This window comes from Phytoactinopolyspora limicola, from assembly GCF_011320225.1.
Lineage (GTDB): Bacteria > Actinomycetota > Actinomycetes > Jiangellales > Jiangellaceae > Phytoactinopolyspora > Phytoactinopolyspora limicola.
The window spans coordinates 514,230-539,793 of sequence record NZ_JAAOEN010000003.1; the positions used below are offsets into that span (position 1 = coordinate 514,230).

The following is a 25,564-nucleotide window of genomic DNA, read 5'->3' on the forward strand; positions in this document are numbered from 1 at the left end:
GACGTCGGTGACGTGCCACGTCAGTGACACGTCATGTTGGTGTCGGCGCCGCGTCACTAATGCTCTGCGCCGTAAATTCGGTATGTCAGTTGGTCGAGCGCGGCTAGCCTGGCCCAGTGCCGCGCGCGATGCATGACGACCAGCTGGAGCTGGACGTCACCACTGTCAACGCTCTGATCAACGCCCAGTTTCCACAGTGGCGGACGCTACCTGTCCGTCGGATCGCCACCGCCGGAACGATGAACGCTTTGTTCCGGATCGGTGAGTCACTCGTCGCCAGATTCCCGCTGCGCCACCGCGATCCGGAGTACGTAGAAACCGAACTTCGCCGCGAGGCCGCCGCACTGGCCGAGCTGGCTGATCATGCCGGCGTTCCCGCTCCGCGGCCGAAGGGGCTGGGCCGCCCGGGCCACGGCTACCCGCTGCCATGGTCGGTGCAGGCCTGGATTCCGGGTGAGATCGCCACCCCAACGTCGGTGGCCCAATCGACGGCGTTCGCCGTGGACCTGGCTGGGTTAATCGGCCGGCTGCGTGCCGTCGACACCCGCGAACGTTCCTTCACCGGTACGGGTCGAGGTGGTGAACTGCCCGCCCACGACGCCTGGGCCGACACCTGCTTCGAACGTTCGGAACTTCTACTCGACGTGCCACCATTGCGCCGCATCTGGGCCCAGCTACGCACCCTTCCTCGTCCCACCACAGAGGTGATGAGCCACACCGACCTGATCCCGGGCAACATACTGGCCACCAACGGCCGGCTGGCCGGGGTCTTGGACGGAGGCGGTTTCGGTCCGGCCGACCCCGCACTCGACCTGGTCGCCGGCTGGCATCTGCTCGACACCCCGGCGCGCGAGGTACTCCGAACCGAACTGGCCTGCGACGACATCGAATGGGACCGTGGAGCGGCCTGGGCCCTTCAACAAGCGATCGGCCTCGTCTGGTACTACAACGACACGAATCCGGCCATGGCACACCTCGGACGCACCACACTGGCCCGCCTAGCCACCGCATATCCCTGATACCGGAATTCGGAAGAGCCGCGCCGCCAGCGGCAAGGCCGAGGAGGAGTTCGATGTGGGTTCATCGAGCGACGACGAGAACGCAGCCCGCCGGCGTCTGGGCGACGATCCGCGCCGCGGAAGATCCGTAAGACAGGCCCTAGTCCGACCGCGGCATATCGTTGGCGCCAACCCTGACGAGAAGCCGAGGGCTATTCAAGAATTGTCGCTGGAACCTGCCACCGAGTCGTCGGCGTCGAGCACCGATCTGGCCGTGTCGATCTCGTCGCTGAGAGCTTCGCGTAGCTCTGGGGCGTGTTCAGCGACGACAGACCAGACAATATCGTCGTCGACGGTCCAGTAGTTGTGCGCGACACGGTTACGCATCCCCCTGATCAGCCGCCAAGGCACTTCCGGATGAGACTCCAGCCATGAATCGCCAAGACGCTCAAGATCGGCCGCTAGGCGGATGACGTTGTACTGGCATGCACGAGCAACCGCAATATCAGAGTCATACGCGGCTCGCCCACGTGCAGCCAACTGGCCCATCTCCGCCAGCGACGCATCGACATAGAGCAACCGCTCGGCAGTACGAATGTCCACCGTCAAGCCGCAATCGCCAGCGGTTCACGGTGACGGTTCACACCACGCCGAAGCAGATCGTTCGACTCCAGCTCAGCGGTGGTCACCACCTGAACGGGGCAGCCGAGCACAGCCGACAACTCTTCATCCAGGCCGATGATGTCCACAGCCGACGAACCCGACTCAAGCTCAACCAGCAGATCAAGATCCGAGTCCGGCCGATCATCGCCTCGCGCCACGGAACCAAACACCCAGGCCTGAACAACGGGGAAACGAGCGAACACCCCAGCAACAGCATCACGATGACGATCAAGCAACACCGACGGCCGAACCGCATTCACCAAACGCGTATCAAGGCCAAACCCAGCAGCATCTAGTAACCGCTCAAGCATCATGACTGATGGCTGACGACGACCGGACTCAACCGCAGCCACCGTCGACTGCGGGACACCCGCAGCACGAGCAAGCTCACGCTGCGACATGGCACGCCTCACCCGCGCAGCAGCCACCAAACCTGCTGCCCGGCCACGTCTCGCGGCGTCCGTGTCACCATCAACCAGTCCCATTCGCCCAATGATAGCGAATCCGCTGTCACTATGACCGGGAGAGCTGGCACGGAACGGCCCGCGCGGAGTCCGCGTCTGGCCGGCTACGGCGTCCGTTCGAGAACCACCACCGGGATCTCATGTGACACCGAGGCCTGATGCCGCTCGAAGATGGGCGCGTCGTCGGCCATCAGCCGCCACAGCCGGGATCGTTCCGGCCCAACCACCGTCCGGGCCCGGGCGGTCAACCGCTCGCCGCGGACCTGGACCTCGACCTCTGGATTGGCGCGCAGGTTGCGGTACCAGTTCGGCAATGCCGGATCCCCGAAACGAACCCCGCTGGCGACGAGGACATAGCGGTCACCGTCCTGCCCGAAGAAGAGCGCGGTGCGCCGCCGTTGCCCGGTGCTACGGCCCACCGTGGTCAACACCAGGTTGGTGCTGCCGCCCTCGAGGAACCCATCGGCACCGTCAGTCGCGAGGTAACGACGGACGTGGTCGGCGACGGATGGATCCGGGCTGTCAGTGACCTGCGTAGACATATCGCGTCCTTTCGTCTGCTCGTCGTCGGGATTGACGACGTTCGATAGACGCAACCCTGCGGGGCCCGGCTTCGGATCTTCTTCAGACAGACTCCGGGCCGACGACGGACGGCCAGCGGCTATCCACCGCGGCCAAGCATTCCCCCAGCTCCATGGCCTTCCCGTGCTCGAACTCCGCGGAGAACTCGTCGCCTCCCAGTGCCGCACGCAGCGACGCCGCGATCCGGTCGACGTCGCCCCGTTCCGCCGCCGGCAACGGTGCACCGGTGGACTCGCGGACGGCCGCCGCGGTACCCAGCAGACGGGCTGCCCATCCGGTTGGTGCATTCACATTCAACGCACCAACACTCAACGCCCCTGCCAGTCCCTCGAGAGCGAGGGCGACGGCCCGCGGGTCACCGGTTCGACGGGCAGCCGTCAACCCGTCGAGGTGAAACGACAGGGCGGCCTGCTGGTCACCGCGCTGTTCAGCGACGAATCCGAGTTCGGCCAAGATCAAGGCGGCGCCCGCGTCGGACTCTAAACGCCGTTCCCCATCGAGGACGGAGAGCAACATCGGCTCGGCCGTATCCAGGTCGCCTCGCCGGCGAGCGGACAGCGCGAGGCCGGTATCGGCAAACAGCTGGCCGACGAGGTATCCCTGTTCGACCGCACGCTCCCGGGCCTGCCGGTGTAACTCGTCGGCCTGGACGTCATCACCTTTCAACAGTGCGACCCGTCCTAGCGCGACGAGCTTGTCGCTGACCTCCGTGCCCAGCTCCAACTCCTCGGCGATGCGGAATCCGTCCCGATGCCGGCGTGCGGCCTCGTCGTACCGGCCGATCACCTGTGCCAGGGAGCCGAGCGCGAAGGAAGCGTGCAGCTGTCCCCACCGATCGCCAAGCTCGGTGAACAGCTCCATGCTCGTTTCACCATGCTCGCGTACCTGGGTGAGTTCTCCGCGCAGCATCATCTGCTGGGCCAGCGTGCCCAGCGCCGCGGCGGTGCCCCATTGGTCGCCGATGGCCTGGAACACCGTCAGTGCGCGCCTGGTCAACTCCTCGGTGGCGGCCGCGTCGCCGATGCCGATGCGGGCGAAGCTGAGAAACCACTCGGCTCGCGCCCGACCAGCGAGCTCGTCGAGATCGCGGGGTTCCGCCGTGGCCGTGGCGGCCTCGGGGGCAGCGGCCGGCTCGCCGAGCCGGAGGGTGAACGCGGCCTGCCAGAGGTGGGCGGTGGTGCGGGCCGGTTCCAGTTGTGGGTCCGCGGTCGGCATCGAGCCCGCCGTTGTCAGCCAACGACGACCTTCCCGGAACCGACCGCGCAACACCCAGTACCACGCCGACCGGTTGGCAAGCCGCAGAGCGGTGCCCGGATCGTCGTCGGTCACTGCGCTGTCGAACGCATGACGGAGGTTACCGGACTCGGTGTCCAACCGCGGCAGCCACTCGCGTTGGGCCGGGCCGTGCAGGTGTGCACCGGCCGCGGTAAGGAGCTGCAGGTAATACTCACGATGCCGACGCCGGACCGGCTCGGCCTCGCCGGCGGCGCGCAGCCGTTCCTCGGCGTAGGCTGCCACCGACTCCAGCAGCCGATAGCGTGGCCCGTCACCGGCGCTGTGCTCGGCGACCACCACCAGAGACCGATCCACCAAGTCGGAGAGTACGTCGACGGCATCCTCACGAACGACGGCCGCACCGGCCACGTCGGCACCGGCGGACACGGCTTCGGCGGCGCGCAGCGTACAGCCGTCGGCGTGCACGGCGAGGCGGCGTAGCACCGTCTGTTGAGCTGGGCTCAACAAGCTCCAGCTCCACTCGATCATGGCTCGCAGGGTTCGATGCTGAGTCTGGGCCCGCGGCTGACCGGCGCCGAGTACCCGGAAGCGGTCGTCCAAGCGGGCGGCCAGTTCATGCACACCCAGTGCCCGCACGCGGGTAGCCGCCAGTTCCAGCGCGAGTGGCAGCCCATCCAGTCGGCGGCAGATCTGCTCGACCGCCTCGGCGTTGGTGGAGTCCAGTACGAACCCGGGGGCGGCGGCCGCGGCTCGGGCCACGAACAGTTGGGCGGCGCTGGATGCCTGCAACGACTGGAGGTCACCCCGTGGTTCAGGCAGCGCCAGCGGTGGCACTGTCCACAGCCGCTCGCCGGCTATTTTGAGGGAACGCTGGCTGGTGACGACGATGCGCAGCTCAGGCGCCGCGCGCAGCAGGGTGGTGGCTAGCGCGGCCACCACATCCACTACGTGTTCGCAGTTGTCCAGGACCACGAGAGCGTGTTTGGTCTTCAGCGCCTCCGCAAGCTGCGAGACCTCAACCATGGGGTCCGTTGCTTTTCCCTGGCTAGGCGTGCGGGATTCGTCCCGCAGGTTGAGCGCAGCAGCCACCGTCTCGGCAACGGCCGACAGACCCGGTGCCGGGCCCGTTGGGATGGTGCGATGATCAGGCCCGGACGGCTGGCCGACACCGGCCAACTCCACCAGCCACGCTCCGTCGCGAAATGAGTCCCGTACCCGGTGGGCCGCCTCGATCGCCAAGCTGGTCTTCCCGATCCCGCCAGGTCCGGTGAGGGTGACGAGGCGCTCCGAATCCAGCAGTTTGCTGACCTCGTCCACCGCCGTGTCGCGGCCGACCAGGCTGGTCAGCACCGAGGGCAGATTGCCCGAGACCGGCCGCACCGCTGGTTCGGGCGGCTGCGCGGCGAGTTGCGGATCCTGGCGGAGTATGGCCTCATACAGCGTGTTGAGCTCGGGACTCGGATCCACGCCGAGCTCGTCGGCGAGTTCTTCGCGGAGCCTGCGGTAGCTGTTCAATGCCTCGCTCTGCCGGCCGGCACGGTAAAGCGCCCGAAGCTGAGCGCCGCGCAACCGCTCCCGGAGCGGATGCTGCGCCACCAGCTCGCTGAGCTCGTCGGCCAGCAGCGTGTGTTCGCCGAGTTCAAGCCTGGCCTCCGCCTGCTCCTCGACGGCAGTCAGGCGCAGCTCATCGAGGCGGACAATCTCCGGGCGAGCGAAGTCCTCGTCGCGGAAGTCGATGAGTGCCGGCCCTCGCCACAACGCCAGGGCATCAGCCAGCACAGAAGCTTTCGTCCGTGCGTCGCCGGCGGCGTGGGCTTGGGCGACGAGCGCCTGGAACCGGCCGGTGTCGATGTCATCGGGGTCAACGTCGAGAACGTAGCCAGGGGCCTGGGACGCGACGACGGACCGCCCGCCCGGCGCCGCGTCGTCGAGCACCCGTCTGAGCTGGGAGATCCTGGTCTGCAGCGCGCCGTTGGGGTTCGCCGGCAGGTTGGCACCCCACATGTCGTCGATCAGCCGGTCCGCCGGCACCACTCGGCCGTTGCTGATCAGCAGGTGGGTCAGCAGGATGCGGACCTTGACCTCGGGTACGCGGATCAGCCGGCCCTCCGCCGTCCACACCGCCAGCGGCCCCAGCACCCCAAAACGCATGCTGCTGACACTACAGATGTCTCCCTGGTGCGCTGGCGCGGACGCCTCCCGCCTTCCCGCGGCTGTAGTCGATCTGGAGTCTGTCCGGAGTGCATCCGAAGCGCCGCCGCGCACAGTGAATCTCGTCCACCGGTCGCCGAAGGCAGGTCACCGCCCGAGCGGCCGGACCCAAACAGCTCCGGATAGAAGGGAGGGAGTGGCGATGGCGCACCAGGCCGTACGAATCTCCGTTCTGACCAGCGTGCCGGCAGAGCTGCCCGTAGGGAACTGGCTGGCCCGGCGGGCCGGCCTGCTCGACGCGGTCGACGTGGACTTCATCGACCTCGAGACGGCCCGACTTCCGGACCACCGGGCAGCCATATTGCCGGACGAGGGAGCACAGCCATCAGCTGTACACGACCTCGTGCCGTGGCTGCTGGATGCCGACGGGTTCATCGTGGTCCTGCTCGGCCGCCTCGAGGGCATCCCCAGCCCAGTCCGCAATGCGCTGGAGTGGTGTACGACGGCGTGGGCCGGCAAACCCGTCGCACTCGTCACGAACAGCCATGCCCACCCAGACCCACAGGCACTACGGCACATCCGTGCGGCATTCGGCCGCCAACAGGCGATGGTGACCGGCACTACCGGTGTCTGTCCCGATCGGCTCGGCTGCAGCACACACTGCCATCCGGACCAAGCCAACACCACGGACCGACTACTCGCGGCACTCGTGGCAGCAGCCCGCCATGCGCGGATATCTCACGACAACCTCTGAAAGGTTCCACATGTCTTCCACGTATACGGCCACGCCCGCGCAGCGCGCTGGCGCCAAGGAATGGCTCGGTCTCGCCACCTTGCTGTTGCCGACCATCCTGCTCTTCCTGACCATGACCGTGCTGTTCCTGGCTACCCCACAGATCGCGGCAGACCTGCAGCCCAGCAGCTCACAAGTGTTGTGGATCAACGACATCTACGGCTTCATGATGGCCGGGCTCCTGGTCGCCATGGGAACCCTCGGCGACCGGGTCGGACGTCGCCGGGTGCTGCTTTTCGGAGCGGTGGCCTTCGGAGCGGCGTCGACCGTGGCGGCGTTCTCGAACAGTGCCGAGTTGCTGATCGCCACGCGTGCGGTCATGGGCCTGGGCGCGGCGGCCGTCATGCCGGCCACGCTGTCGCTCATCAGCAACATGTTCCAGAACGCCCGGCAACGGGCCACTGCCATTGGTATGTGGGCGGCGTCGGTGTCCGTTGGTGTCGCCGTCGGGCCGCTGGTGGGCGGGCTCCTGCTCGAAGCGTTCTGGTGGGGCGCCGCCCTTCTCGTCGGCGTTCCGGTGATGGCGCTCGTGGTGATCGCGGCCCCACTGCTGGTCCCGGAGTACCGCGCACCGAACGCGGGACGCCTGGACATCCCCAGCGTCGCGCTGTCGATGGCGGCGCTGTTCCCCTTCGTCTACGGCATCAAGGAACTGGCCAAGGCGGAGACCTTCGTGGTGCCGGCGCTCGCACTTGCCGTGGGTGTGGCCGTGGCCGTCGTCTTCGTCCGCAGGCAGCTTCGCCTGACCAACCCGCTCCTCGATGTGCGACTGTTCGGCAACCGGATCTTCAGTGGCGCCTTGGGTGTGTTCCTGCTGGCAGCGGTGGCGTTGGGCGGTGTGTACCTCCTGTTCACCCAGTACTTGCAACTGGTGGCCGAACAGTCGCCGCTCCAGGCCGGGCTGTGGATCTTGCCAGCGGCGTTGCTGCTGGTCGTGGCGTCGACTGTGTCGCCAATGCTGGCCCGCCGGTTCCGGCCGTCGTCCATCATCGCCGCCGGCCTACTCCTATCGGCCATCGGCTATGGCGTGCTCACCCAAGTGGGTAGCCCATCGGGGCTGACATTGCTGATCGTCGGCTTCTACATCCTCTACCCGGGCATCGCGCCGACGATGGCACTGACCACCAACCTGGTCATCGGATCCGCCCCTCCAGAGAAGGCGGGAGCGGCGTCGGCGGTTAACACGACGGCCAGCGACCTCGGCGTCTCGCTCGGCATCGCCATCCTGGGCAGCATCGGCACAGCGGTTTATCGGACCGGCATGGCGGGCGACGTTCCGGCCGGGCTGTCCGACGCTGCGGCCGACGGCGCACGGGACACCCTGCCGGGAGCGCTCGCAGCGGTTCACGAACTGCCGGCCTCGGCGGCGTACACCCTGCTCGATCCCGCCCGGGCGGCATTCACCAACGGATTGAACGTGGCGGCAGGTATCGCCGCTGTACTCGCCCTCGCGGCCGCGGTGCTGTCGATGACGATCTTGCGCCGGGTACCGCCGACGAGCGACGACGCTCCAGTCACCGAGGCAGACACCGACAGCGCTCCTACCGCGGAGGACACCGACGGCCTTCCAACACCGGCACAGCCGCCGACCGGCAGCGACGACGACGCCGGGGTCCCCGCGAGTGTCCGGTGAAGACCCGAACGTCGAACCAAGGAGAACTCTCATGCCGGTACGTCAGGTGGATTCGTTCAGCAAGATCCGGGCGGACTTCGAGCACATTGTCGGCGATGTCGTCTACGCGACGATGACCACGGTGGACCCGGAAGGCCGCCCGCGCGCCCGCGTGCTGCTGCCGATCTGGCAGGTGGTCGATGGCCAACTGGTCGGCTGGCTGGCCACCTACCGGACTCCGGTGAAGGTCGCCCACCTCGCCAGCAACCCGCACGCCACGCTCTCGTACTGGAGCCCGGCACAGAACACCGCGGCCGTCGACACCGTCGCGAGCTGGATCAGCAACCAGGATGTGAAGGACACGGTCTGGAAGCTCTACCAGCAAGGTAGCCCGCCGGGGGTCGGCTACGACCCCGCGGCGTACTGGAACGGCGGCCCGCACGATCCGATGTACCAGGTCCTGCGCCTGGATCCCTGGCGAGTACAGGTGCTCTGGGGCCGGGATCTGGCGGCCGGACGGCCAGCAAGCCAGTGGGGCTCCCCCGCGTAGCCGCGCCGCGAACCTCACCCCTGGCGGCTTTGTTGGGAGTGTGGCCGTGCCGGCCGCAACGGGCGAGCACGACTGTGTTCTCGCGTTCGTGCCGCCCATCAACGCACCACTTCGGGCTCGGTTCGGGCCGAGTTCGCCCATCCCGATGCGTCATCGAAGCCCTAGAAAGACGGCCGCCGCGACAACGGTGCCGACGATCGCGCCGGTGATGACGTGGCCGGTGGTGTGGTCTCGCAACCGGATCCGGGACCAGCCGGTGGCGACCACGATGATCGCGCTGGCGGCCAATGCCGGGCCGAAGACGATGGTCAGGATGGTGGCGGTGCCGGCGGCGACCGCGGTGTGGATGGAGATCTTCCACTTGAGCGTGATGGTCGTGGTGACGGCGAGGCCGGCCAGCATGGCCGCCAGGAGCGCGATCAGCTGCCGTGGCGCACCCAGGATCATCAGGGTGAGAAGCCCGCCGGCGGCGGCCGCCCCGGCGACGGCCAGCGGGACAAGACGCTGGGCACGGTCGGGAATGTGGGGTGAGCTGAATCGACCTCGCCGTACCGCATACAGCACCCATGTATAGGGCACGACGCCAACAAGGAACGCAGCCAGCACACCCCAGCCGACGCCACGTACGACTGACGAATCACTCGTTGCCCCGACAACGGGCAGCACACCGATCACGAGGTGTGCTGGCGCGAAGACCCTGGTCAATAAGGCGGCGACACGCGCTGACCGAGCAGGGGTGGTGTCACTCTGGCTCATGTGCTGGTGTTCCGAACGTCGGCCATAGCGTCGATTCTGCCGGCGACGGCGTGCCAGCTTGTCGAGTTGCACCGCTGTCCGGCGTCCTTGTATCCGAGGGACTATGTGTTGTGCACCTCGGGCAAGGAGGCACGAGTGAGATACATGGTGTTGTTGTACGACTGCGAGTGGGCTCCAGAAGATTCCGCGGAGGCGATCGCGAAACGCGACGCTGTGCTGGACTACGTGCAGATGCTGCGTGAGCGTGGCGTGTTCCGCGGTGCAGACCCGCTGCAGGGGACTCACGCGGCAACAACCGTCCAGGTAAGGAACGGTGAGACATTGCTGCGTGATGGCCCCTTCGCCGAGAGCCGGGAGTGGTTCGCCGGGTACTTCCTCCTCGAATGCCATGACTTGGACGAGGCACTGGAGCTGGCCGCGGCATGCCCGATGGCCGCCGAGGCAGGTGTCGAAGTCCGGCCGGTTCGGGTCGTCCCCCAGTGGTATGACCCCGTCGACGGTCTCCAGCAGGCGATGAACGAGTGACCCCGACCCCAGGGGAACCGAAGGACGACCACGCAGCCGCCAGGGCGGTCGCTGTGGTGTTCGCGGAGCACCGGGCGCGGTTGCTAGCCGGCCTGGTCCGAGCGCTGGGTGACTTCGAGATCGCCGAGGACGCTCTCGCCGACGCGATGGAGGTCGCGCTCAAGCGTTGGGGAGATGGCCAGGTACCGGACGACCCCCTGGCGTGGCTGCTGACGGTTGCCCGCCGGCGCGGGCTGGATCGCATTCGCCGCGACGAGTCCAAGCAGGCCAAGGCCCGCGAGGCCCTGTCGTTCGACCCGACCGCCGGCCTCACCGCCCCGGCACCGGGTCCGGAACTCACCAGCGGGTCCGAGCTACGCGCCCTCGGAGACGAGCGATTGGCGCTGCTGTTCACCTGTTGCCATCCGTCGCTGAACATGCCCGCCCGCGTGGCTCTGACTCTGAACGCCGTGTGCGGCTTGACGGCCGCCGAACTCGCCCGGCTATTCCTGACGTCCGAGACGACCATGGCTCAGCGCCTCGTCCGAGCCAAACGGAAGATCCGCGACGCGGGCATCGCCTTCGCCGTGCCGGCCGACCACAACCTCCCAGAGCGGCTCGACTCCGTGCTGGCCGTCATCTACTCGATGTTCACCGACGGTTACGTCCGTGGGCCAGCCGATGAGACTCTGCTCCGAGCCGACCTGTGCGAGGACGCGATTCGCGCCGCCAAGCTGCTCGCGACACTGATGCCGGACGAGCCCGAGGTGCTCGGTCTCAACGCGCTGCTGCTGTTCCAGCACTCCCGCCGCCACACCAGAACCGGGCCGCACGGCGCGCTGGTGCTCCTGGCCGACCAAACCCGGGAACACTGGGACGAACGCGACATCGACGAAGGTCGGCACCTGCTGGGCCTGGCCACCCGGCGCGGCCGCCCAGGGGTATACCAGCTGCAGGCGGCGATCGCGGCGGAGCACGCCCAAGCGCCCTCATCGGCGGCGACACGCTGGCCGGTGATCGCCGAACTGTACGACGCACTGGCGCGACTCGACCCATCACCCGTGGTGGCCCTCAACCGTGCCGTCGCCGTGGCAATGGCCACCACACCAGTACAGGGCCTGGAGTTGCTCGACGACATCACCGAGCTTGAGAACTTCCATCCATTTCACTCCGCCCGTGCCGAACTGCTCCTCCGCGCCAACCGGGTCGACGAGGCCCGAGCGTCCTTCGAACGCGCCCTGGCGACGGTCACCAACCCAGTGGAAGAGCGACATCTGCGATCTCGCCTCGCTGCCCTCAAGGTCTGATCCCGCGCCTCCGGGCCTGCGGCGTCGACGCCCTTCTCTGGCGCCTGTCGAGTCGACGGACGTCGCTGCGTCCTTGGTTTTGACGGTGGGTGCGGCACATAGCCCGCCGACGACGACGCAGGAACGCCTACCACTGGAAGGAATGAGTACACATGACAACGAATCTGGTGTGGTTCGAGCTGCCCGGAGCCAGCACCGACAAGGCCCGCGCCTTCTACTCGGGCCTGTTCGGATGGACGTTCTCCAATTTCGGCGGCCAGGGCTACCACATGGTTGATGGCGCGAACCCGGGCGGAGCGATCACCTCGGGAGATGGATCCCATCCGGTCGCGTACTTCTCCACCGAGGACATCAACGCCTCGGTGGCCAAGGTCAAGGAGCTCGGTGGCACCGCACCCGACCCGATGGAGATTCCCGGAGTTGGCCGGATGGCGCTCTGCCAGGACGATCAGGGCACGACGTTCGGACTCTACGAGCCAGGAGCATGAACAGCCGCACAGCCTCGTGGACACTGGGCATCACCTGCGTCGCCGTATTCATAGAATCGGTCGACCTGCTGGCCGTCACCACGGCCCTGCCCCGGATTGGCGAAGACACCGGAGCGAGATTCACCGACCTGGAATGGGTCATCAATGCCTACGCCCTGGCCGTCGCTGTCGGGCTGTTCCTCGGCGGGGCACTCGGTGAACGGTTCGGCCGCCGACGGATGTTCAACCTGGGCGTCATCGTGTTCACGGTCGCATCGATCGCCGCGGCGACCTCTCCCAACGCTGAGGTGTTGATCGCGGCTCGCGCTGTGCAGGGGCTCGGCACCGCCATCGTGATCCCCGTGACACTGACCTTGATCCGGGCTGCGTTTCCACCACAGCGGATCGGGGTCGCGATGGGGGTGTGGGGCGGCGTGGTCGGCACGGGGGTGGGTGTTGGGCCGCTGATCGGTGGAGCGATCACCGAGGTGTTCAATTGGCAGTCGATCTTCTGGATCAACGTCCCGGTGGGCGTCATCACCCTGGTGTTGTCCCAGCTCAAGATGACCGAATCACGAGGTGAGCGTCAGCGGCTCGACCTCGTCGGGTTGGTGCTCGTCAGCATCGGACTCTTGGTGATCGTCCGCACGGTGCAGGGCGCGGAGAGTCGTGGATGGGGCGAGTCCAGCACGATCGTGCAGCTCACCGTCGGCGTAGCCGTCCTGTTGGTGTTCGTCGTGTGGGAGAACAGAGCCAGCCAGCCCATGCTCCCCTTGGCGCTGCTTCGCAAGCCCACCTTCGCCTCGGCCAACACCAGCGCGTTCCTCATGGGGGCCGCACTGTTCAGCGGAGGGGTGCTCATCACCCAGTACTTCCAGGTGGGTCGCGGCTTCTCCCCCACCGAATCCGGGCTTGGCCTCCTCCCCTGGACGGCAACTCCGATCCTGGTATCGCCGATCGCAGGGCGACTGGCGGAATCGGTCGGCAATCGACCACTCATCGTGGCCGGCCTGATCCTGCAAGGCATCGGACTGGGCTGGTTCGGCCTGATCGTGGAGCCCGGCACCGAGTACACGACGCTGCTGGCACCGCTGTTCATCGCCGGGATTGGCATCTCCTTGGTGTTCCCCACCGTGGCGGCTGCCACGATGCACACCGCCGGACCCGCGTTGATGGGCGTCGCGTCCTCGATGACCAACGCCAGCCGACAGGTCGGGGGCGCCGTCGGAATCGCGGCCATCGGGGGTGTCTTCCTGGCGAATGGCAACCTGGGAAGCCTGGAAGGAATCATCGACGGGCTCAGCCCAGCCTTGATCACCGGTGCGACACTGTCCGTTCTGGGTGCGGTGATCGCGCTGGGAGTGCGGGAGCAGCCAACGCCCAGGTGAACGGGGCTTGCTGACGTACCGACATTGCGGTTGCCGCTGCCACCGCAATGTCGGTACATCTTCCCGTCAGGCGGGTAGCGGGCGAGAGCACATGCGTCCCAACATCGCACGTATCCTCAGCGCGCCCAACGATCCGGAGACGAGAGCCTTGGTCGCGGACTTGCCGGATGAGACCGCCCTGCGGGAGTTGATGGACACGTGCAACTGGGACGACGGCTACGTCGTGCCTCTGGCGGTCGTTCGTCACCCACGGTGCGACCGAGGGCTGGCGTTGCAACTTTTCTGGGCGCTGGACGACGCCGCCCGCACCATGGCCCGCCATGACCCGCGCGACCAGCGACGATGTACCCTCCCACGCGGCCGCTGGTCATGAATCGTCAGGACGGTGGGGGCGTCTGAAAGGTCGACTCCTGCGAGTTCATCGGGGCGTGTCTTCCTATTCCGACGCTTCGAGATGCTCACGTACCGCGTCAGCGAGAGGTACCAGTTCGGTGTCGACGACGTCGCGGACCACGTCCACGCTCTCCCCGGGTTCCAGCCGCACGGCGGGCGCCCGATAGGCGGTACCCGTGTTGCTGTCGGTGCCGTTGCTACGGCTCATGGCGAAGATCTCTTTGGTGACGAGCATGGTCCCAGCGTCGTCGCTGTACACCCAGCTGGACTCCTCGGTGTCCGGAAGTGGGACATCGACCGTGGGTGTGAGCTGCGGTGGTCGTCGTTCTACCACGAGCACGGCGACATCGGCATTGTTGGTGACGGTGTACTCGGCGACCACGCCGGACGTATCCGGCGGGTACTCGGGTCCAGCCGGAGCGCCGACACCGAGTTCCGCGTCGAGGACGACATCGAGCTCGACCAGCGCCGTCGTATCGTTCCCGCCGGGATCCTCGCCGGACTCGCCTCCGCCGCAGCCCACGAGCGCCATCACCGCGACCACCGCCGAGAATGCTTGCCCCCGCCCGGAGGTCACGACGCTACTCGAAACACGGCGTGACGCCTTCGATGGTCACGTCGGTGGTAACAACGTCGCCGGGCTGATCCGCGGTGAGGCCATAGGTCACCACGAACGTCAGCGTGACATCCTGCTCGTCGACAGCGCGTTCATACTGGCCCTGGCGGGAGTCTAGGCCGTCTCCGTGCGGCGGCGTTGTCGCGGCGTAGCCGAGTTCGCGGAAACGCATACCGAGGAAGTCGGCATAGCCGTTGTACACCGTGTTGACCTGCTGCGGATCCGTGGGGTCGCCGGCGGTCTCGAGCGAGAACTCGGTAGACCACATCCGCCGCACACCGTCGTTCCCGCACTGCTCGTCCGTGCTTGCATCGTGGGTGATGTTCTCGCCAATCAGTTCGCCCACGCGGTCGTCGTTCTCCTGGATGAGGTCGACGAGACTCGAACCGTCGTGGCGCAGCATGTCGCCGAGCTCGTCGGTGTTGACGTCGGAATCTCCGGTGCAGCTCACCACCAACACCATCGCACCGGCGAGCAGCGCCGCGTAGCTGTATCGCCGCCAGCCGTCGCGCACCGGCAGGGCTATCCGAGCCATCCGTCGCACGCCCCCTACCATTCCACCTGGTTGGCGATACTGTCCGACGCATCGCCGCGACCGTTGCCGATCGCGTCCCACCCGGAGTCGAACTTCGTGTCGAATGGGCGAGTTCTCGGGTGTTCCGGGTGAGTGTCCTTATTGCTGTCGGTCCAGTTGATGAACTCTTGAGCCAGCCCACCGCTGCTGAGATCCTCGGCGATCACCTCAGGGGGCAGCAGGTTGCCGTTCTCGTCGAGCAGGTTCGGCGGGATGTCCTCGGTGTAGGGATAACCCGCGTCGATCATCATCTCGGCGATCATGTACCGGTGCAGGACACCGGCCTGGTAGTTGAGCTCCTCAAGCTCGTCACGCGGGTCGGTTCCCGAGTCGGCCCAGCCGTTCAATCCGCCGGCCGTGGCCACCTGGGTGACCTTCCAGCCCAGGTCGAGGATCCCCTTCGGACTGACGGGGAGCAGGGTGAGCACCGCCGAGCCCCCGAAGGCGAAGTTGTCGCGGAACTCCTTCTCCGCGTCGAACTTGTCACCCCGCACCTTTCGTTGCGTTTCATACTGCAACCCGGCGAGCGTGCCGAACATCCGCAGGGTTACCTCGAAATACTCCGGATCGGTGTTGCCCGCTGCCGTGGCCGCGAGATCCGCCTCGAGCGCCTGCATAGGCAGGGTCTCGTAAAGCTCTTGCACCGCGGCATCGAAGGCTGCCGAGTGGGCGTCGTCGTGAGCGAAACCGTGAAGGAAGCGGTAGACGTCCTCCGGGCTGAGGAAGAACGTCGGATCCATGCCGGGCGGCAGGGTGAAGTTCTCCGGCATGTCCATGGACGATTCCCGGAACATGGCGTCGTGCGCATACGCACCAGCCAGGAACTCCTCAGCGTAGGCGGCCGCGATCTGGCCCATGGGTTCGCGCATGCCCCACGGGGTGTCCTCATGTTGGCCCAGCGCGACGATCACCTGGAAGGCGAAGTTCGACGCGTGGTAACCCTTGTCGGGCGGATCGTCGAGGGCGCCGGAGCCCGCCGCGAGCGCCTGCCCGAAGGCCGCGGCGATGTCGTCACCGGTGCCGATGCTTCCGGCCAGGCCATAGACGCGGTTGGTGTACTCCTCGAGAGTGATGCCGGCCTTCTCATCCAGCGCGATTCGAGCCGCCGAGGGGTTGTTGCCGAGTGCGCTGAAGGCGAGCGCGAGTGTGTCCTCGGAAAGCCCGAGCTTGGGGAACATGGACCCGCGGTAGTCGGTGTGGTCCCAGTCCTCGCCCTCAAAGTGGTCCAGCACGCTGTTGCGCACGACGTCGGCGAGCCAGCGCGGAGGAAAGTCGCCGTGCTGGAGCAGGGCCAGGCGGCTCCAGGCCATGGCGGGATTGTCGGTGGGCTGGGTGAAGTGCTGACGGAAGGATGAGAGTTCGGAGTAGTAGTCCGACGTGGAACTCGTGTGGTTGGTGGTGTTCAGCGCGGTGCCCAATCCGATGCTGAACAGCTCAAGATACCGGGCGCCGCCGTCCACGCCGCTGGAATACAGCATCTCGGGCAGCATCTCGGTTACCTCGGGCCCAAGCTCAAGGTAAAAGCCGGCCATCACGTCCGGGTCGTTGACGTAAGGCTCGAGCTCTTGGAAAAGCTCATCGAAGGTACCCGCGTCGATGGTGCCGTTCTCGAGCATCTCGGCCAGCTCTCGACCGTACTGCTCGGCCTCTTCCGGGCTGTTGAAACGCAACGGCTCGTCGAAGTCCACCATCGTGGACGTGGGCTGATCACCGGTGAGACCCGCGGCCATGTTGCGGCGCCGTTCCAATCCCGGCACCTGGTCATCCACCCACTCGCCGATGCGACCGATGTCGTCGAGCGTTGTCATCGTGACATCCCAGTTCCGCATCTTGGAGCGCAGCTGATCAAGATCCGTGCTCAGCGCGCGGTGACCGCGGTTCATGGCCGACACGAGGTCGGTCAACCCCTCAACACTCACACTGGATACGTCGCTCATACCGGCGGATTCACCAACCTGTCGGGGTGAACCTCCGCCGGGACATTCTGCAGCCTGGTGCGGATGTCCTCCACCAGGCGTTCGGCGAGCCGTGGGAGGTCGTCCTTGCGATAGCCGAGATCTTCGAGGAAAGTCGTAGCGGTAGTGGGACCGGTCCAGGCCTCGCCGCTGTCCATGATCCGGAAGGCGTCGTCGAGCGCTTCCGCGATGTCTTCCTCCAACCCTTGAGCCATGCTGAGTATCTCGCTCAGCGCGGTGTGCTCCGGGTTGGGCACCATGTCGTCTTGTTCTACAGTCATATGCCGTACCTTCTAGCTCTGACGATCACGCGGAAAGCTCCGCAAATCGCGACAGTATACCGATTCGCAGACCCGTCGATCTCCGCGTGGACTATGGCCACGCTTGAGTTGACCTTCCGGTAGGGTCGTCGATTGATATGAGATGGTGGACGCGCAAGCGGCTGATCGGGGTCGCCGTCATCGCCGTTGTCGCTCTTGGCGTCGGTGTCTACGCGGTCCTCGCCGCGGACCGCTACGGTGAGCAGATCAGTGGCCCGACCGGAACGTACCCCGAGCCAGTCGGCACCGGTGCCCCGGCGAACCCGTCGCAGGTACTCACGCTGGTGGACGATCCGTGGATCGTCGACGGCCTTGCGGTGCAGCGAGAACCGGGCACGGGCCTGGTCGCCTCCGATCTGCGGACCGGCGACCAATATTGGAGCTACGGCCGCGACGGACACACCACTGCCCGAGTGTCGACGACCGGAGGCGTTGTCCACGTGCTCTGGGACGACGGCCTGCTCGTTCAACTCGACCCGCGGACCGGCGAGCCGAACTGGCACGCCCGCACAGACCTGGACCGCTTTTCCGAGATCCGCGTCGCCGAAACAGTCGTCGCAGTGGCCGACAGGCCCACCATCACCGCATATGACCTACGCGACGGCGAAGAGGTGTGGACGGTGCCCGTGCCCGACGGCTGCGAAGCCGCCGGGGCCACGAACGCCGTCCTCGCGGTGGGCCATTCCATCGTGGCGGAAACGTGGTGCGAGTCAGACGAGCGCGCCGTGCTCCGCGTCGGCGCCGATGGGAACGAGACCTGGATGGAGGTCGAGCCGGGGATGGATCTGCGGCACGCCGGCGACGGGCGTTTCGCCATCGTCGAGCCGCACGACCAGACCACCATCTACTCAGCCGACACGGGTGAGGTGTCAATGGTGTTCACCGACACGGAGGACACCGCCACCTACTACCGGGGCGGCAACGGTGACGTCCTAGTCGCCTACAGTCCCCTGGCCGTCGACGACGGCGACATCGTCTACTCGGCGTGGAATGTCACCGACGACGCACCGGCCTGGACAGTTCTCACCGACGGCACCTGGCGGGGCCAAGGAAGCATCCACATTTACGACGACGTGGCCTACGCGCTGCGTACCGAACACGGGCAGGACGGATATCGGGTCCTCGTGGTCTACGACGCGGCCAGCGGAGACGAGCTCAGCCGCGTCAGCATCGATCTCGACGAGCACCTCACGGCTTACGGCGCGCAAGACACGGTTCTCGACCACACCGAACTGCGCGTGCAGTTCGTCCGGGCCGGAGAGGGGACGGTGACCGTGACGATCGCCGAGCCGGACCTGATGCGGCGCGGCTGCGACATTCTCTGCATCGTCCTCGCCGAGCCGTGAACGGGCCTGACCTCCCGGCCGCACCAGTCTTCACCTCGACCGCTTCCACGTCCAGCCCGTCAGTGACCGGCCGACGCCCGGCCGCGACCACCTTGATCCCCTCGTCGGCGAAGACATCAGCGAGAGTGGGATCGTCGTCACTCTGCCGTACGGGCGCCCAGAACCGGCGCGATAAACAATGTGCTCACCAGCTCGTTGCGGCTGGACACACCGACTTTCTCGAATATGGCCTTCAGGTGATCGCGCACCGTATGCGTGGAAAGAAACAGGCTTTGCGCGATCCCCTCCGTCGTGCGGCCGTGGGCCAGAAGCCAGGTCACCTCCAGCTCGCGTTCGGACAACCCATAGGCACCCGCGGCCAACGGCATGATCTCCGTCAACGGCGCCGGCTCGAGCGTGACCGCGAGCGAGCGCACGTCGTCGTCCGGACCACGCAGGCACGACGCCTGGCAGACCAGCCACCGCCCGGAGCGGCTCCGCAACCGGATCCGGGCGCCGCCGCGATCGCCGCGCTCACCACGGCCGCGTGCCTGAATCATCGTGATATACATCCAAGCCGGCACCCGCTGGCCGTCCGTGGTCACGGTGGACGGCCCGTCGGGAAGCTCACCGAGATATTCCCAGCCTGCGTCGTTGACGGACTGCAGCGAGCCCGACCGGTCGAACAGCAGCAGGCCTGGCCCCCGTGCGTCGTTCCCGGGGACCGGCCCGAGCGGCAGCGTGTACGACCTCAACCGCTGGGCCAGGGGCGGCACCAGACCCCCGACGAACTCGCTGTCAGCGGCGGTGAACACGGGCCGGCCCTGCTCCCGGAACAGACTGACGTAGCCCTGGATGTGCCCACGTGTCCGAAGCACCACCCGCAGTTCGTCGTGGACGCCGCGTGGACGCATGAAGTCGTGATACATGGCGCTTGCGGATAGGGAGCCGCCGTCGCCGGTCTGCCAGAGACCCGCCACCGGGACGCGAGCCTGCGCCAGGTCGCGGAACCGGTTGCCACGCTCGGCGGACAGCTCGTGCTCCCAATAGAGAGCGCAGTCCTTTCCGTCGATGTTCTCGAAATGCACCGGTGCGGTCATGATCCCGCTCAACGGATCGGTGACCCGCCACACGGCGGAATCGTACGGAACCAGTGTGCGTAGCTGCCCGGCCGCGGCGGCGAACATCCGCACCGCATCGGGAGCCCCCGAGATGCGCGACAACAGTTCGGTCCGGCCGCGCGCCCGGCCGGCTCGCGTCGGTGCGCCCGTCGATCTGTTCGCCACGGCCATCGTCGCCTGCCGTCCTCGCCTCGCTCGCAGCGCCGTTCTCCAGGACAACGGATGGCCGGACCGGCCCATTCCCAACCGGACGGTTTCGACGAATCATCGGGCCGCCCTGGCATCGCGCAGCGCCAGGCCGGCCGCGAGCAGCGGGAATATCCCGATGAACCCTCCCCGCCCCGCCGCCGGAATGCGGGTGGACATCAGCGCGATCATCACGACTTGAGTGACGGCGAAGGCGGCGAAGCCGAGCGACGTACCGGCGACCAGCATGACGGGCCCGCCGTCCATAACACCAGTCCGGTCGTGGCGAAGATCAGCAGCAGAGCGGTCATGGTCACGGCGGCCGCGCCCAGATCGAGGCTCGACGCCCGGATCAACGTGAGGGCCGCGGCAGCCGCGGCCGTCAGCATCGCCGCACCCGGAAAGTCGACGGGCCTACCGCTGCCCGGCCGGGCGGCCGCCTCGCGCAGACTGAATGGCACCGCGAACAGCGAGAGCGCCGGCAGAACCAGCGTCACCCGCCAGCTGATCCAGTCCGTCACCATTCCGCCCGCGAGCACGGAACCGGCCGAGAACAGTGCCATGCCGGCTCCGACGATGGCCAGTATTCGTGGCCGGTGCGCGGGTTCCGCCGCGGCGGCGAGGACGAGGGCACTGGAGGACATGGCGCCCGAGCCCGCCGCCAGGATGAACCGGCCGGCGACGAGAACGTCCAGGCTCGGCGCGACCACACACACCACCGCCCCGGTGGCCAGCGCCACGGACCCGATGATCAGGGACAATCGGACACCCCGGGAGTCCGACAGCCGGCCGAACAGGGCGGTTCCGGCGCCAAGCGCGAGCGCATGCGCCGTCAGCACCCAGGCCGCGGCGGAAAGCTGGGCATCCATGGCGATGGCCACATCCGGAAGCGCCACCCCGGCGGCCGTCACTCCGAAGATGGCGGGACCGAACAGGGCGGCGAGCCGAATACCCGCCGACCGGGCGCTGATCGTGGGAGGAGCGGATCCGGCGGCCTGGGCAGGCGAAGACGAGCCAATGACCATGAGATTCCTTTGGTTACGCGGATTCGGGGGTGCGACGGCGGCGACGACGCCTTTGGATCTCGGCGGCGGCCGGGGCCGCTGTGTCAGTCGTGCCCGCCAGCTGGGTGGATGTTGAGGTTGTGCCGGAACATGTTGTGCGGGTCGTACCTGGACTTGATGCTGGTCAGGCGGGCGTGGGTAGCCGTGTCGTAGGCCAGGCGAACGCCGGCGGCGGCATCCGGTCCGGCGAGAAAGTTGACGTACTTCAGGCCGGTGCCCCACTGGGCCATCCGATCCAGCAACGACTCCGGGCGACCGCCGTGACCGTCGGTGTCGGAACCGTCGTCGGGACCGTCTGCCGGGCCGTCGTGGAATGCGGCCGTTGGTGTGATAGTCGCCAGGACGAACGCGGCGTCGCGGTGGCCGACCGCGTTCGGCGGGTCGGGCATTCGCGCCGCCGCTCCCCCGAGCTGGCGCACCTCCACCACCGCGCTGGCGGTGTCCGCGCCCGGTCCGGCCAGGGTGAGCAGGCGCTCGGCCGCCGCACCGTTCAGCTCTCGGAGCATGATGGAGTCCTCGTGATACGCCATCGGATCCACCGGGTCGTTGTGGATGTTCCCGACCGCTGTGTACGGCATGTCACCCACGCTGTCCATCATGGGTGGTGCCATGTCTCGCAACGGCCGCACCAACCGCTCACCGTCGGCGGCCGTGCCTACGTACGCGATCCGGATGTGCACCGTCAGCCGATTACGCAACGGCTCCGGGATGCCAGGTGCGTCGGGTAGTCTCAGCAGCGCCAGCGACGACGTCATCTCCGCTGGAACATGCCCCGTCCACTCCCGCCAGGAGTGCAGCGCCGTCGCCGCGAACTCCCCTGGGAAGAACAATCCGCCGCCGTAGAGCCGGTCCACCGGAACGAGGCCGAACTCCATCGCGGACACAACGCCGAAGTTGCCCTTGCCGCCTCGAAGCGCCCAGAACAGGTCCGGCTCGTCGACCGGCGTCGCCACCCGGCGCTGAGCGTCGGCGGTGACCACCTCGATCAGGTTCACCCGATCCGCCGCGTAGCCGTATGTGCGGGCCATCGGACCGAGGCCGCCGCCAAGCGTGTAGCCGACCACACCCACGTTCGGTGAGGAACCGTTGAGCGGGGCCAGCCCGTGCGGTGCGGCGGCCGCGATGACCTGGTGCCACTGCGCACCGGCCTCGGTCCACGCGGTCCGGGCGAGCGGGTCGATGGTGACCGCGTTCATCTTCCGGGTACTGACGAGCAGTCCACCGCTTGACGACGCGGCCGGGCCGTGCCCGGTAGCCTGCACGCCGACGGGCAGGCCGTAGGTGGCGGCGAATCCGACGGCCTTCTGGATGTCGTCGGCGCCTGAGGGTACGACGATCAGGTCCGGCCGGTGCGCGGCGACGAGGTTGTACGGCGCGGAATGCGCCTGGTACTCCTCTTCGTGCGGTTCGAGTACTGCACCCCGCACCTGCCTTGCCAGGCCGGCCACGGCATCGGGTGATACTTCCGGAACCTGCCCGGCACGGTTGCGAACGGTGGACATGACTCGGCCCTCCAGGGTGGTCAACGCATCTGCTCGCGTTCAGTCTCCGTGCGCGCCCTGCCGTGCCCCATCCCCCACATGGGGGGTCATGTGCGCACCCCCGGTCTCCAGCCGCCCACACAGGGCGGGCGATGGGAAAGTCGTGGCAAAGTCCCTCCTCCCAACCTGTTACCACCAGTCAGCGGCCAGTGGGTGGTGCCCTATGGCTCCAACAGCCGCGCGCCCGAAGTGCTGCCTCCAGCCGGTTCATCCGGACCGGGCGGAGAGCCGCCCCACCCCATCCCCCATCGGCGCCGGCTCATGGATCCCTGCACCGACCGCTTCGACGTCCTAGACATTCAGCGCACTGGTCAACCCGGGTCACCGTCTGGGTGATGATGGTTGGCGTAGTGAGCGGCCAATAGGTCTTCGCCCCAATCACGCCTGAGGTCTCGCCATACCGAGTGGATATGGTTGGCGTTGTCCTGGGTGTTGTCGTATTCGATGAGAAACGTCGGCCCGTTCACAGCGTAATAGTGACCCGCGCCGCGCTCGTCGGATCCGGCCCATCGGAAAGCAACGGCATCCATCCCGGCGGCGACCAGCTCGCGCCAATACGATCCCGCAACGCGGTGCGGTGCTCGGTCGATGTAGAGCCGAATCAACGCCTCTACGAGTCGTCGTTGCTCACCATACATCTGGGCGTACGTCAGCCCTTCCGCAAGGACACCTGGATCCGCAACTGGATCCGCGCGAGTAAGAATGTCCGAGGGCGCTACCTGGGTGGCGATGGCCACCTGCCGCTGATCGTCGTCAAAACTCGCCAGCAGAGCCCTGGCATTTTCCTCCTCTCCTACGGGGGTACGCAGGCCCTGGTGCGGACCATGCGCAACGGTGGCCGGCTCGGCTCCGAAGAAGTTGGGCGGCACCGCAACGTCGTCATCAACGATGGTCAGGTGTAGGGCCAGATGATGCCCATTGATCCGCCAGGCCCACGGACGCCCGTCGCCAGGCGCACCAAAGACTCGGATCCAATATTGTCCGCGCCTTCGCTCGCCTCGTAGGATCGCGTCCAGCTCGATGATCCCGCACGCAGTTCGAGCACCGATCGGACTACAACCCGCATCCAGCAGCTCCATGGCCAGACTCTGTTGATAGTCGATCATTTCACCCAGCATTACGCCGGGTCTCGTACCGGGCAGATAGCTCCAGGAGTGGTAGTCAGCGGAGCCGACAGGGGCGATAGCGGCAGCTTTCTGCACCGGGCCGAGCGACCTCAACAGCGCCGTCGCGACATTCGACATCGCCCGAGCCTCGGCTGCGAACGGTCCCATCTTCGCTCTCCTCATGCCCATAGTGAATGTTGTGGTGGCTTGTGCTCACAGTTTCCTCGCACGTGGTGACGGATAGCCGGGAAACCGGCCTCACGGATTGGTCACCAATTCATCTCTTGCAGAGACCCCGTCGGGGCATCGCGGTGCGACCTAGCCGCGCACAGCAGTGCCATCGCGGTCAACGCGACGCCGAACCACACCGCGGCCGTGATTCCGACGTTGTTGGCGAACAGGCCGCCAAGGAGCGCGCCGAGTGCGATCGAGATGTTGTAGCCCATGGTATTGAGCGACATGGCGGCTTCGAAGGTATCCGGAGCAGCGGCGTCAACGTCCGCGAACTCGCATTCGAGGTGACCACCGTAGACTTCATGATGGCTCGACTCGTCAGACAGGGCCTGGAATCGCCATGCTCCCCTCGGCATACGTGCCCCAACTCACCGGCGTGACCACAATCGAAGTCACCGACGCACCCACACGAGTCGAATACCTCATCTGGGCTGGAATCGGCCGCACTCCAGCAGCCACCGCGTTCCTGAAGATGCTGGATCTCTCCACTGAATAATCCAAGTGGACGGCAGGATGGGGCAGAACGGCACACCAGGCGCCATACGACGTGACATCGTCACGCAACTCCCACACATGTGCACCGGGCGGCTCGTACGGACAGTACACGACCGAGATCGCCAACACTCTTGGTCTCGCACGTTACGGACGGGCCTCAAGCACCATGAAGGACGGGGTCTGTGTAGCGCGGCGGAACCGGGTAAAGCCGGCTTGTTCGGTGACCTGCCGCAGGCGCGGCTCACCGGCCTGAGCTCCGAGCGCATCGTCGGCCCCCTGAGATAAGGCGCTCGGCGTGCACACGAATGTGGACACCGAGAAGAACGTCCGCGCACGTACACTCTCCGTGAGTTCCTCGTCGGTGCGTGGCTCGGTGAACATCCACGTCCCGTCGGCTGCCAGCGCACCGCGGATCCGGCGGGCCGCGCCGAGCGGGTCACCCCACTCATGCAGGGCGTTGAACACGCAGATCAGGTCATAATCCGCACCGTCGAAACCCGACGCATCGCCGACCTCGAACGTGACCTTGTCGCTGACGCCCGCTTTGGCGGCGGCCTCCCGAGCCGCCTCGATCGAGCCGGCGTGGGAGTCGAAGCCGGCAAAGGTCGACGCCGGGTAGGCCTGCGCCATCAGGATCAGCGCAACCCCGTCGCCGCATCCAAGATCCGCGACCCGACCCCCCGTAACGAGCTTGTTGTGCACACCCTCGAGCGCTGGGATCCAGTGCTGGAGGAGATTGCCCCGGTATACGGGCCCGAAGAACCGTTCGGTCCCGAGGAAGAGGTGCGGGTGGTGTTCCTGCCAGTCGATACCGCCATTCCCGCTGAACGCCCGCACCACTCGGTCGACGTCCTGGTGGTTGGCGTTGGCAGCGATCGCCCCGCCGGGAAGATAGGTCGGGCTCGTGGCGTCGGCGAGGCAGGTAGCCTGCTCGGGTGTGAGCCAGAAGGTGTCGCTCTGCGCGTCGTATTCGCAGTATGCGCTGGCGACCTGCGCCGAAAGCCACTCCCGTATGAGCCGGGGATGGCATCCGGTGGCGGTGGCCAATTCGTCAGCCGAGCAGGGGCCGATCGCCGCCAGCTGTGCGAAGAGTCCCAGCCGGTCGCCGACCACGACAGTCGCTGCGTGCATTGTCGCCGCCTGATCGGCGCTATAGCGCTCGA

25 protein-coding genes and 1 pseudogene are annotated in these 25,564 nt (G+C 66.8%); 11 read left to right on the forward strand and 15 right to left on the reverse strand.

Going from position 1 to position 25,564, the window contains the following annotated elements; all coding sequences use genetic code 11:
• The first annotated feature begins 116 nt into the window (after nt 1–116).
• Nucleotides 117–1,019 carry an aminoglycoside phosphotransferase family protein gene (locus tag G8760_RS11250; protein ID WP_207782243.1) on the forward strand — a complete coding sequence of 301 codons (903 nt, stop codon included), beginning with the start codon at nt 117–119 and terminating at the stop codon, nt 1,017–1,019.
• Between the two features lie 195 nt (nt 1,020–1,214).
• Here G8760_RS11250 and G8760_RS11255 read toward each other — a convergent pair whose 3' ends face one another.
• The 4 genes from G8760_RS11255 to G8760_RS11270 form a co-directional block, all read right to left on the reverse strand.
• On the reverse strand, nt 1,215–1,601 hold the full coding sequence (locus tag G8760_RS11255) for a HepT-like ribonuclease domain-containing protein (protein ID WP_166351174.1): 387 nt from the start codon (nt 1,599–1,601) through the stop codon (nt 1,215–1,217).
• Between the two features lie 2 nt (nt 1,602–1,603).
• Nucleotides 1,604–2,146: a helix-turn-helix domain-containing protein gene (locus tag G8760_RS11260; protein WP_166350881.1), complete on the reverse strand. Its 543-nt coding sequence runs from the start codon at nt 2,144–2,146 to the stop codon at nt 1,604–1,606.
• An 83-nt stretch (nt 2,147–2,229) separates the two neighbouring features.
• Nucleotides 2,230–2,667 (reverse strand): nitroreductase/quinone reductase family protein, encoded by a 438-nt coding sequence (locus G8760_RS11265; protein ID WP_166350883.1) that lies wholly within the window; start codon nt 2,665–2,667, stop codon nt 2,230–2,232.
• Nucleotides 2,668–2,749: 82 nt separating this feature from the next.
• Nucleotides 2,750–6,094: an AfsR/SARP family transcriptional regulator gene (locus tag G8760_RS11270; protein ID WP_166350885.1), complete on the reverse strand. Its 3,345-nt coding sequence runs from the start codon at nt 6,092–6,094 to the stop codon at nt 2,750–2,752.
• A gap of 202 nt (nt 6,095–6,296) precedes the next feature.
• Between G8760_RS11270 and G8760_RS11275 the strand changes: the two genes are divergently transcribed.
• The 3 genes from G8760_RS11275 to G8760_RS11285 are packed head-to-tail and all read left to right on the forward strand — an operon-like array spanning nt 6,297 to nt 9,049.
• A complete protein-coding gene (locus G8760_RS11275; protein ID WP_166350887.1) occupies nt 6,297–6,848 on the forward strand; it encodes an NADPH-dependent FMN reductase in 552 nt (183 codons plus the stop codon).
• 10 nt (nt 6,849–6,858) lie between these two features.
• Nucleotides 6,859–8,520, forward strand: coding sequence for an MFS transporter (locus G8760_RS11280; RefSeq protein ID WP_166350889.1), 1,662 nt, complete (start codon nt 6,859–6,861; stop codon nt 8,518–8,520).
• A 31-nt stretch (nt 8,521–8,551) separates the two neighbouring features.
• Nucleotides 8,552–9,049, forward strand: coding sequence for a pyridoxamine 5'-phosphate oxidase family protein (locus G8760_RS11285; protein ID WP_166350891.1), 498 nt, complete (start codon nt 8,552–8,554; stop codon nt 9,047–9,049).
• A 150-nt stretch (nt 9,050–9,199) separates the two neighbouring features.
• Here the strand turns inward: G8760_RS11285 and G8760_RS11290 are convergent, their stop codons facing one another.
• The gene (locus G8760_RS11290) at nt 9,200–9,805 is read right to left on the reverse strand and encodes a phosphatase PAP2 family protein (RefSeq protein ID WP_166350914.1); all 606 of its coding nucleotides are present in this window, start codon (nt 9,803–9,805) and stop codon (nt 9,200–9,202) included.
• A 144-nt stretch (nt 9,806–9,949) separates the two neighbouring features.
• Here G8760_RS11290 and G8760_RS11295 point away from each other — a divergent pair, with 144 nt between their 5' ends.
• The 5 genes from G8760_RS11295 to G8760_RS11315 all read left to right on the forward strand — a co-directional run bounded on the left by G8760_RS11295 (nt 9,950) and on the right by G8760_RS11315 (nt 13,844).
• Complete coding sequence (locus G8760_RS11295) at nt 9,950–10,330, forward strand: YciI family protein (protein ID WP_207782268.1); 381 nt, start codon at nt 9,950–9,952, stop codon at nt 10,328–10,330.
• Nucleotides 10,327–11,616, forward strand: coding sequence for an RNA polymerase sigma factor (locus G8760_RS11300; protein ID WP_166350918.1), 1,290 nt, complete (start codon nt 10,327–10,329; stop codon nt 11,614–11,616). Before G8760_RS11295 ends, G8760_RS11300 begins: the two co-directional genes overlap by 4 nt.
• Nucleotides 11,617–11,768: 152 nt before the next feature.
• On the forward strand, nt 11,769–12,104 hold the full coding sequence (locus G8760_RS11305) for a VOC family protein (protein WP_166350920.1): 336 nt from the start codon (nt 11,769–11,771) through the stop codon (nt 12,102–12,104).
• Complete coding sequence (locus G8760_RS11310; protein ID WP_166350922.1) at nt 12,101–13,471, forward strand: DHA2 family efflux MFS transporter permease subunit; 1,371 nt, start codon at nt 12,101–12,103, stop codon at nt 13,469–13,471. The genes G8760_RS11305 and G8760_RS11310 overlap by 4 nt, the downstream gene beginning before the upstream one ends.
• A gap of 91 nt (nt 13,472–13,562) precedes the next feature.
• On the forward strand, nt 13,563–13,844 hold the full coding sequence (locus G8760_RS11315; RefSeq protein WP_166350924.1) for a DUF4274 domain-containing protein: 282 nt from the start codon (nt 13,563–13,565) through the stop codon (nt 13,842–13,844).
• Between the two features lie 63 nt (nt 13,845–13,907).
• Here the strand turns inward: G8760_RS11315 and G8760_RS11320 are convergent, their stop codons facing one another.
• Genes G8760_RS11320 through G8760_RS11335 form a run of 4 tightly spaced genes read right to left on the reverse strand, consistent with a single transcriptional unit; the run spans nt 13,908 to nt 17,290 of the window.
• Complete coding sequence (locus G8760_RS11320) at nt 13,908–14,441, reverse strand: hypothetical protein (RefSeq protein WP_166350926.1); 534 nt, start codon at nt 14,439–14,441, stop codon at nt 13,908–13,910.
• A 4-nt stretch (nt 14,442–14,445) separates the two neighbouring features.
• Nucleotides 14,446–15,015, reverse strand: coding sequence for a hypothetical protein (locus G8760_RS11325; protein WP_166350928.1), 570 nt, complete (start codon nt 15,013–15,015; stop codon nt 14,446–14,448).
• Nucleotides 15,016–15,029: 14 nt separating this feature from the next.
• The gene (locus G8760_RS11330; RefSeq protein ID WP_166350930.1) at nt 15,030–16,991 is read right to left on the reverse strand and encodes a hypothetical protein; all 1,962 of its coding nucleotides are present in this window, start codon (nt 16,989–16,991) and stop codon (nt 15,030–15,032) included.
• On the reverse strand, nt 16,988–17,290 hold the full coding sequence (locus tag G8760_RS11335) for a hypothetical protein (RefSeq protein WP_166350932.1): 303 nt from the start codon (nt 17,288–17,290) through the stop codon (nt 16,988–16,990). The genes G8760_RS11330 and G8760_RS11335 overlap by 4 nt, the downstream gene beginning before the upstream one ends.
• A gap of 137 nt (nt 17,291–17,427) precedes the next feature.
• On the opposite strand from G8760_RS11335, the gene G8760_RS11340 reads away from it, so the two are divergent.
• Nucleotides 17,428–18,675 carry an outer membrane protein assembly factor BamB family protein gene (locus tag G8760_RS11340; protein WP_166350934.1) on the forward strand — a complete coding sequence of 416 codons (1,248 nt, stop codon included), beginning with the start codon at nt 17,428–17,430 and terminating at the stop codon, nt 18,673–18,675.
• A 137-nt stretch (nt 18,676–18,812) separates the two neighbouring features.
• On the opposite strand, the gene G8760_RS11345 is transcribed toward G8760_RS11340, so the two are convergent.
• The 5 genes from G8760_RS11345 to G8760_RS11365 all read right to left on the reverse strand — a co-directional run bounded on the left by G8760_RS11345 (nt 18,813) and on the right by G8760_RS11365 (nt 24,133).
• Nucleotides 18,813–19,946 carry a response regulator transcription factor gene (locus G8760_RS11345; protein ID WP_166350936.1) on the reverse strand — a complete coding sequence of 378 codons (1,134 nt, stop codon included), beginning with the start codon at nt 19,944–19,946 and terminating at the stop codon, nt 18,813–18,815.
• A 206-nt stretch (nt 19,947–20,152) separates the two neighbouring features.
• Nucleotides 20,153–20,986 (reverse strand): MFS transporter, encoded by an 834-nt coding sequence (locus G8760_RS11350; protein ID WP_166350938.1) that lies wholly within the window; start codon nt 20,984–20,986, stop codon nt 20,153–20,155.
• Nucleotides 20,987–21,069: 83 nt separating this feature from the next.
• The gene (locus tag G8760_RS11355; RefSeq protein ID WP_166350940.1) at nt 21,070–22,527 is read right to left on the reverse strand and encodes an FAD-binding oxidoreductase; all 1,458 of its coding nucleotides are present in this window, start codon (nt 22,525–22,527) and stop codon (nt 21,070–21,072) included.
• 350 nt (nt 22,528–22,877) lie between these two features.
• On the reverse strand, nt 22,878–23,840 hold the full coding sequence (locus G8760_RS11360; protein ID WP_166350942.1) for a DUF3500 domain-containing protein: 963 nt from the start codon (nt 23,838–23,840) through the stop codon (nt 22,878–22,880).
• A gap of 101 nt (nt 23,841–23,941) precedes the next feature.
• Complete coding sequence (locus G8760_RS11365; RefSeq protein ID WP_207782246.1) at nt 23,942–24,133, reverse strand: hypothetical protein; 192 nt, start codon at nt 24,131–24,133, stop codon at nt 23,942–23,944.
• Between the two features lie 39 nt (nt 24,134–24,172).
• Here G8760_RS11365 and G8760_RS30795 point away from each other — a divergent pair.
• Nucleotides 24,173–24,402: pseudogene (locus G8760_RS30795) on the forward strand (type 2 periplasmic-binding domain-containing protein); the annotation flags it as partial.
• A 143-nt stretch (nt 24,403–24,545) separates the two neighbouring features.
• Here the strand turns inward: G8760_RS30795 and G8760_RS11375 are convergent.
• On the reverse strand, nt 24,546–25,532 hold the full coding sequence (locus G8760_RS11375) for a class I SAM-dependent methyltransferase (protein ID WP_207782247.1): 987 nt from the start codon (nt 25,530–25,532) through the stop codon (nt 24,546–24,548).
• Nucleotides 25,533–25,564: the final 32 nt, after the last annotated feature.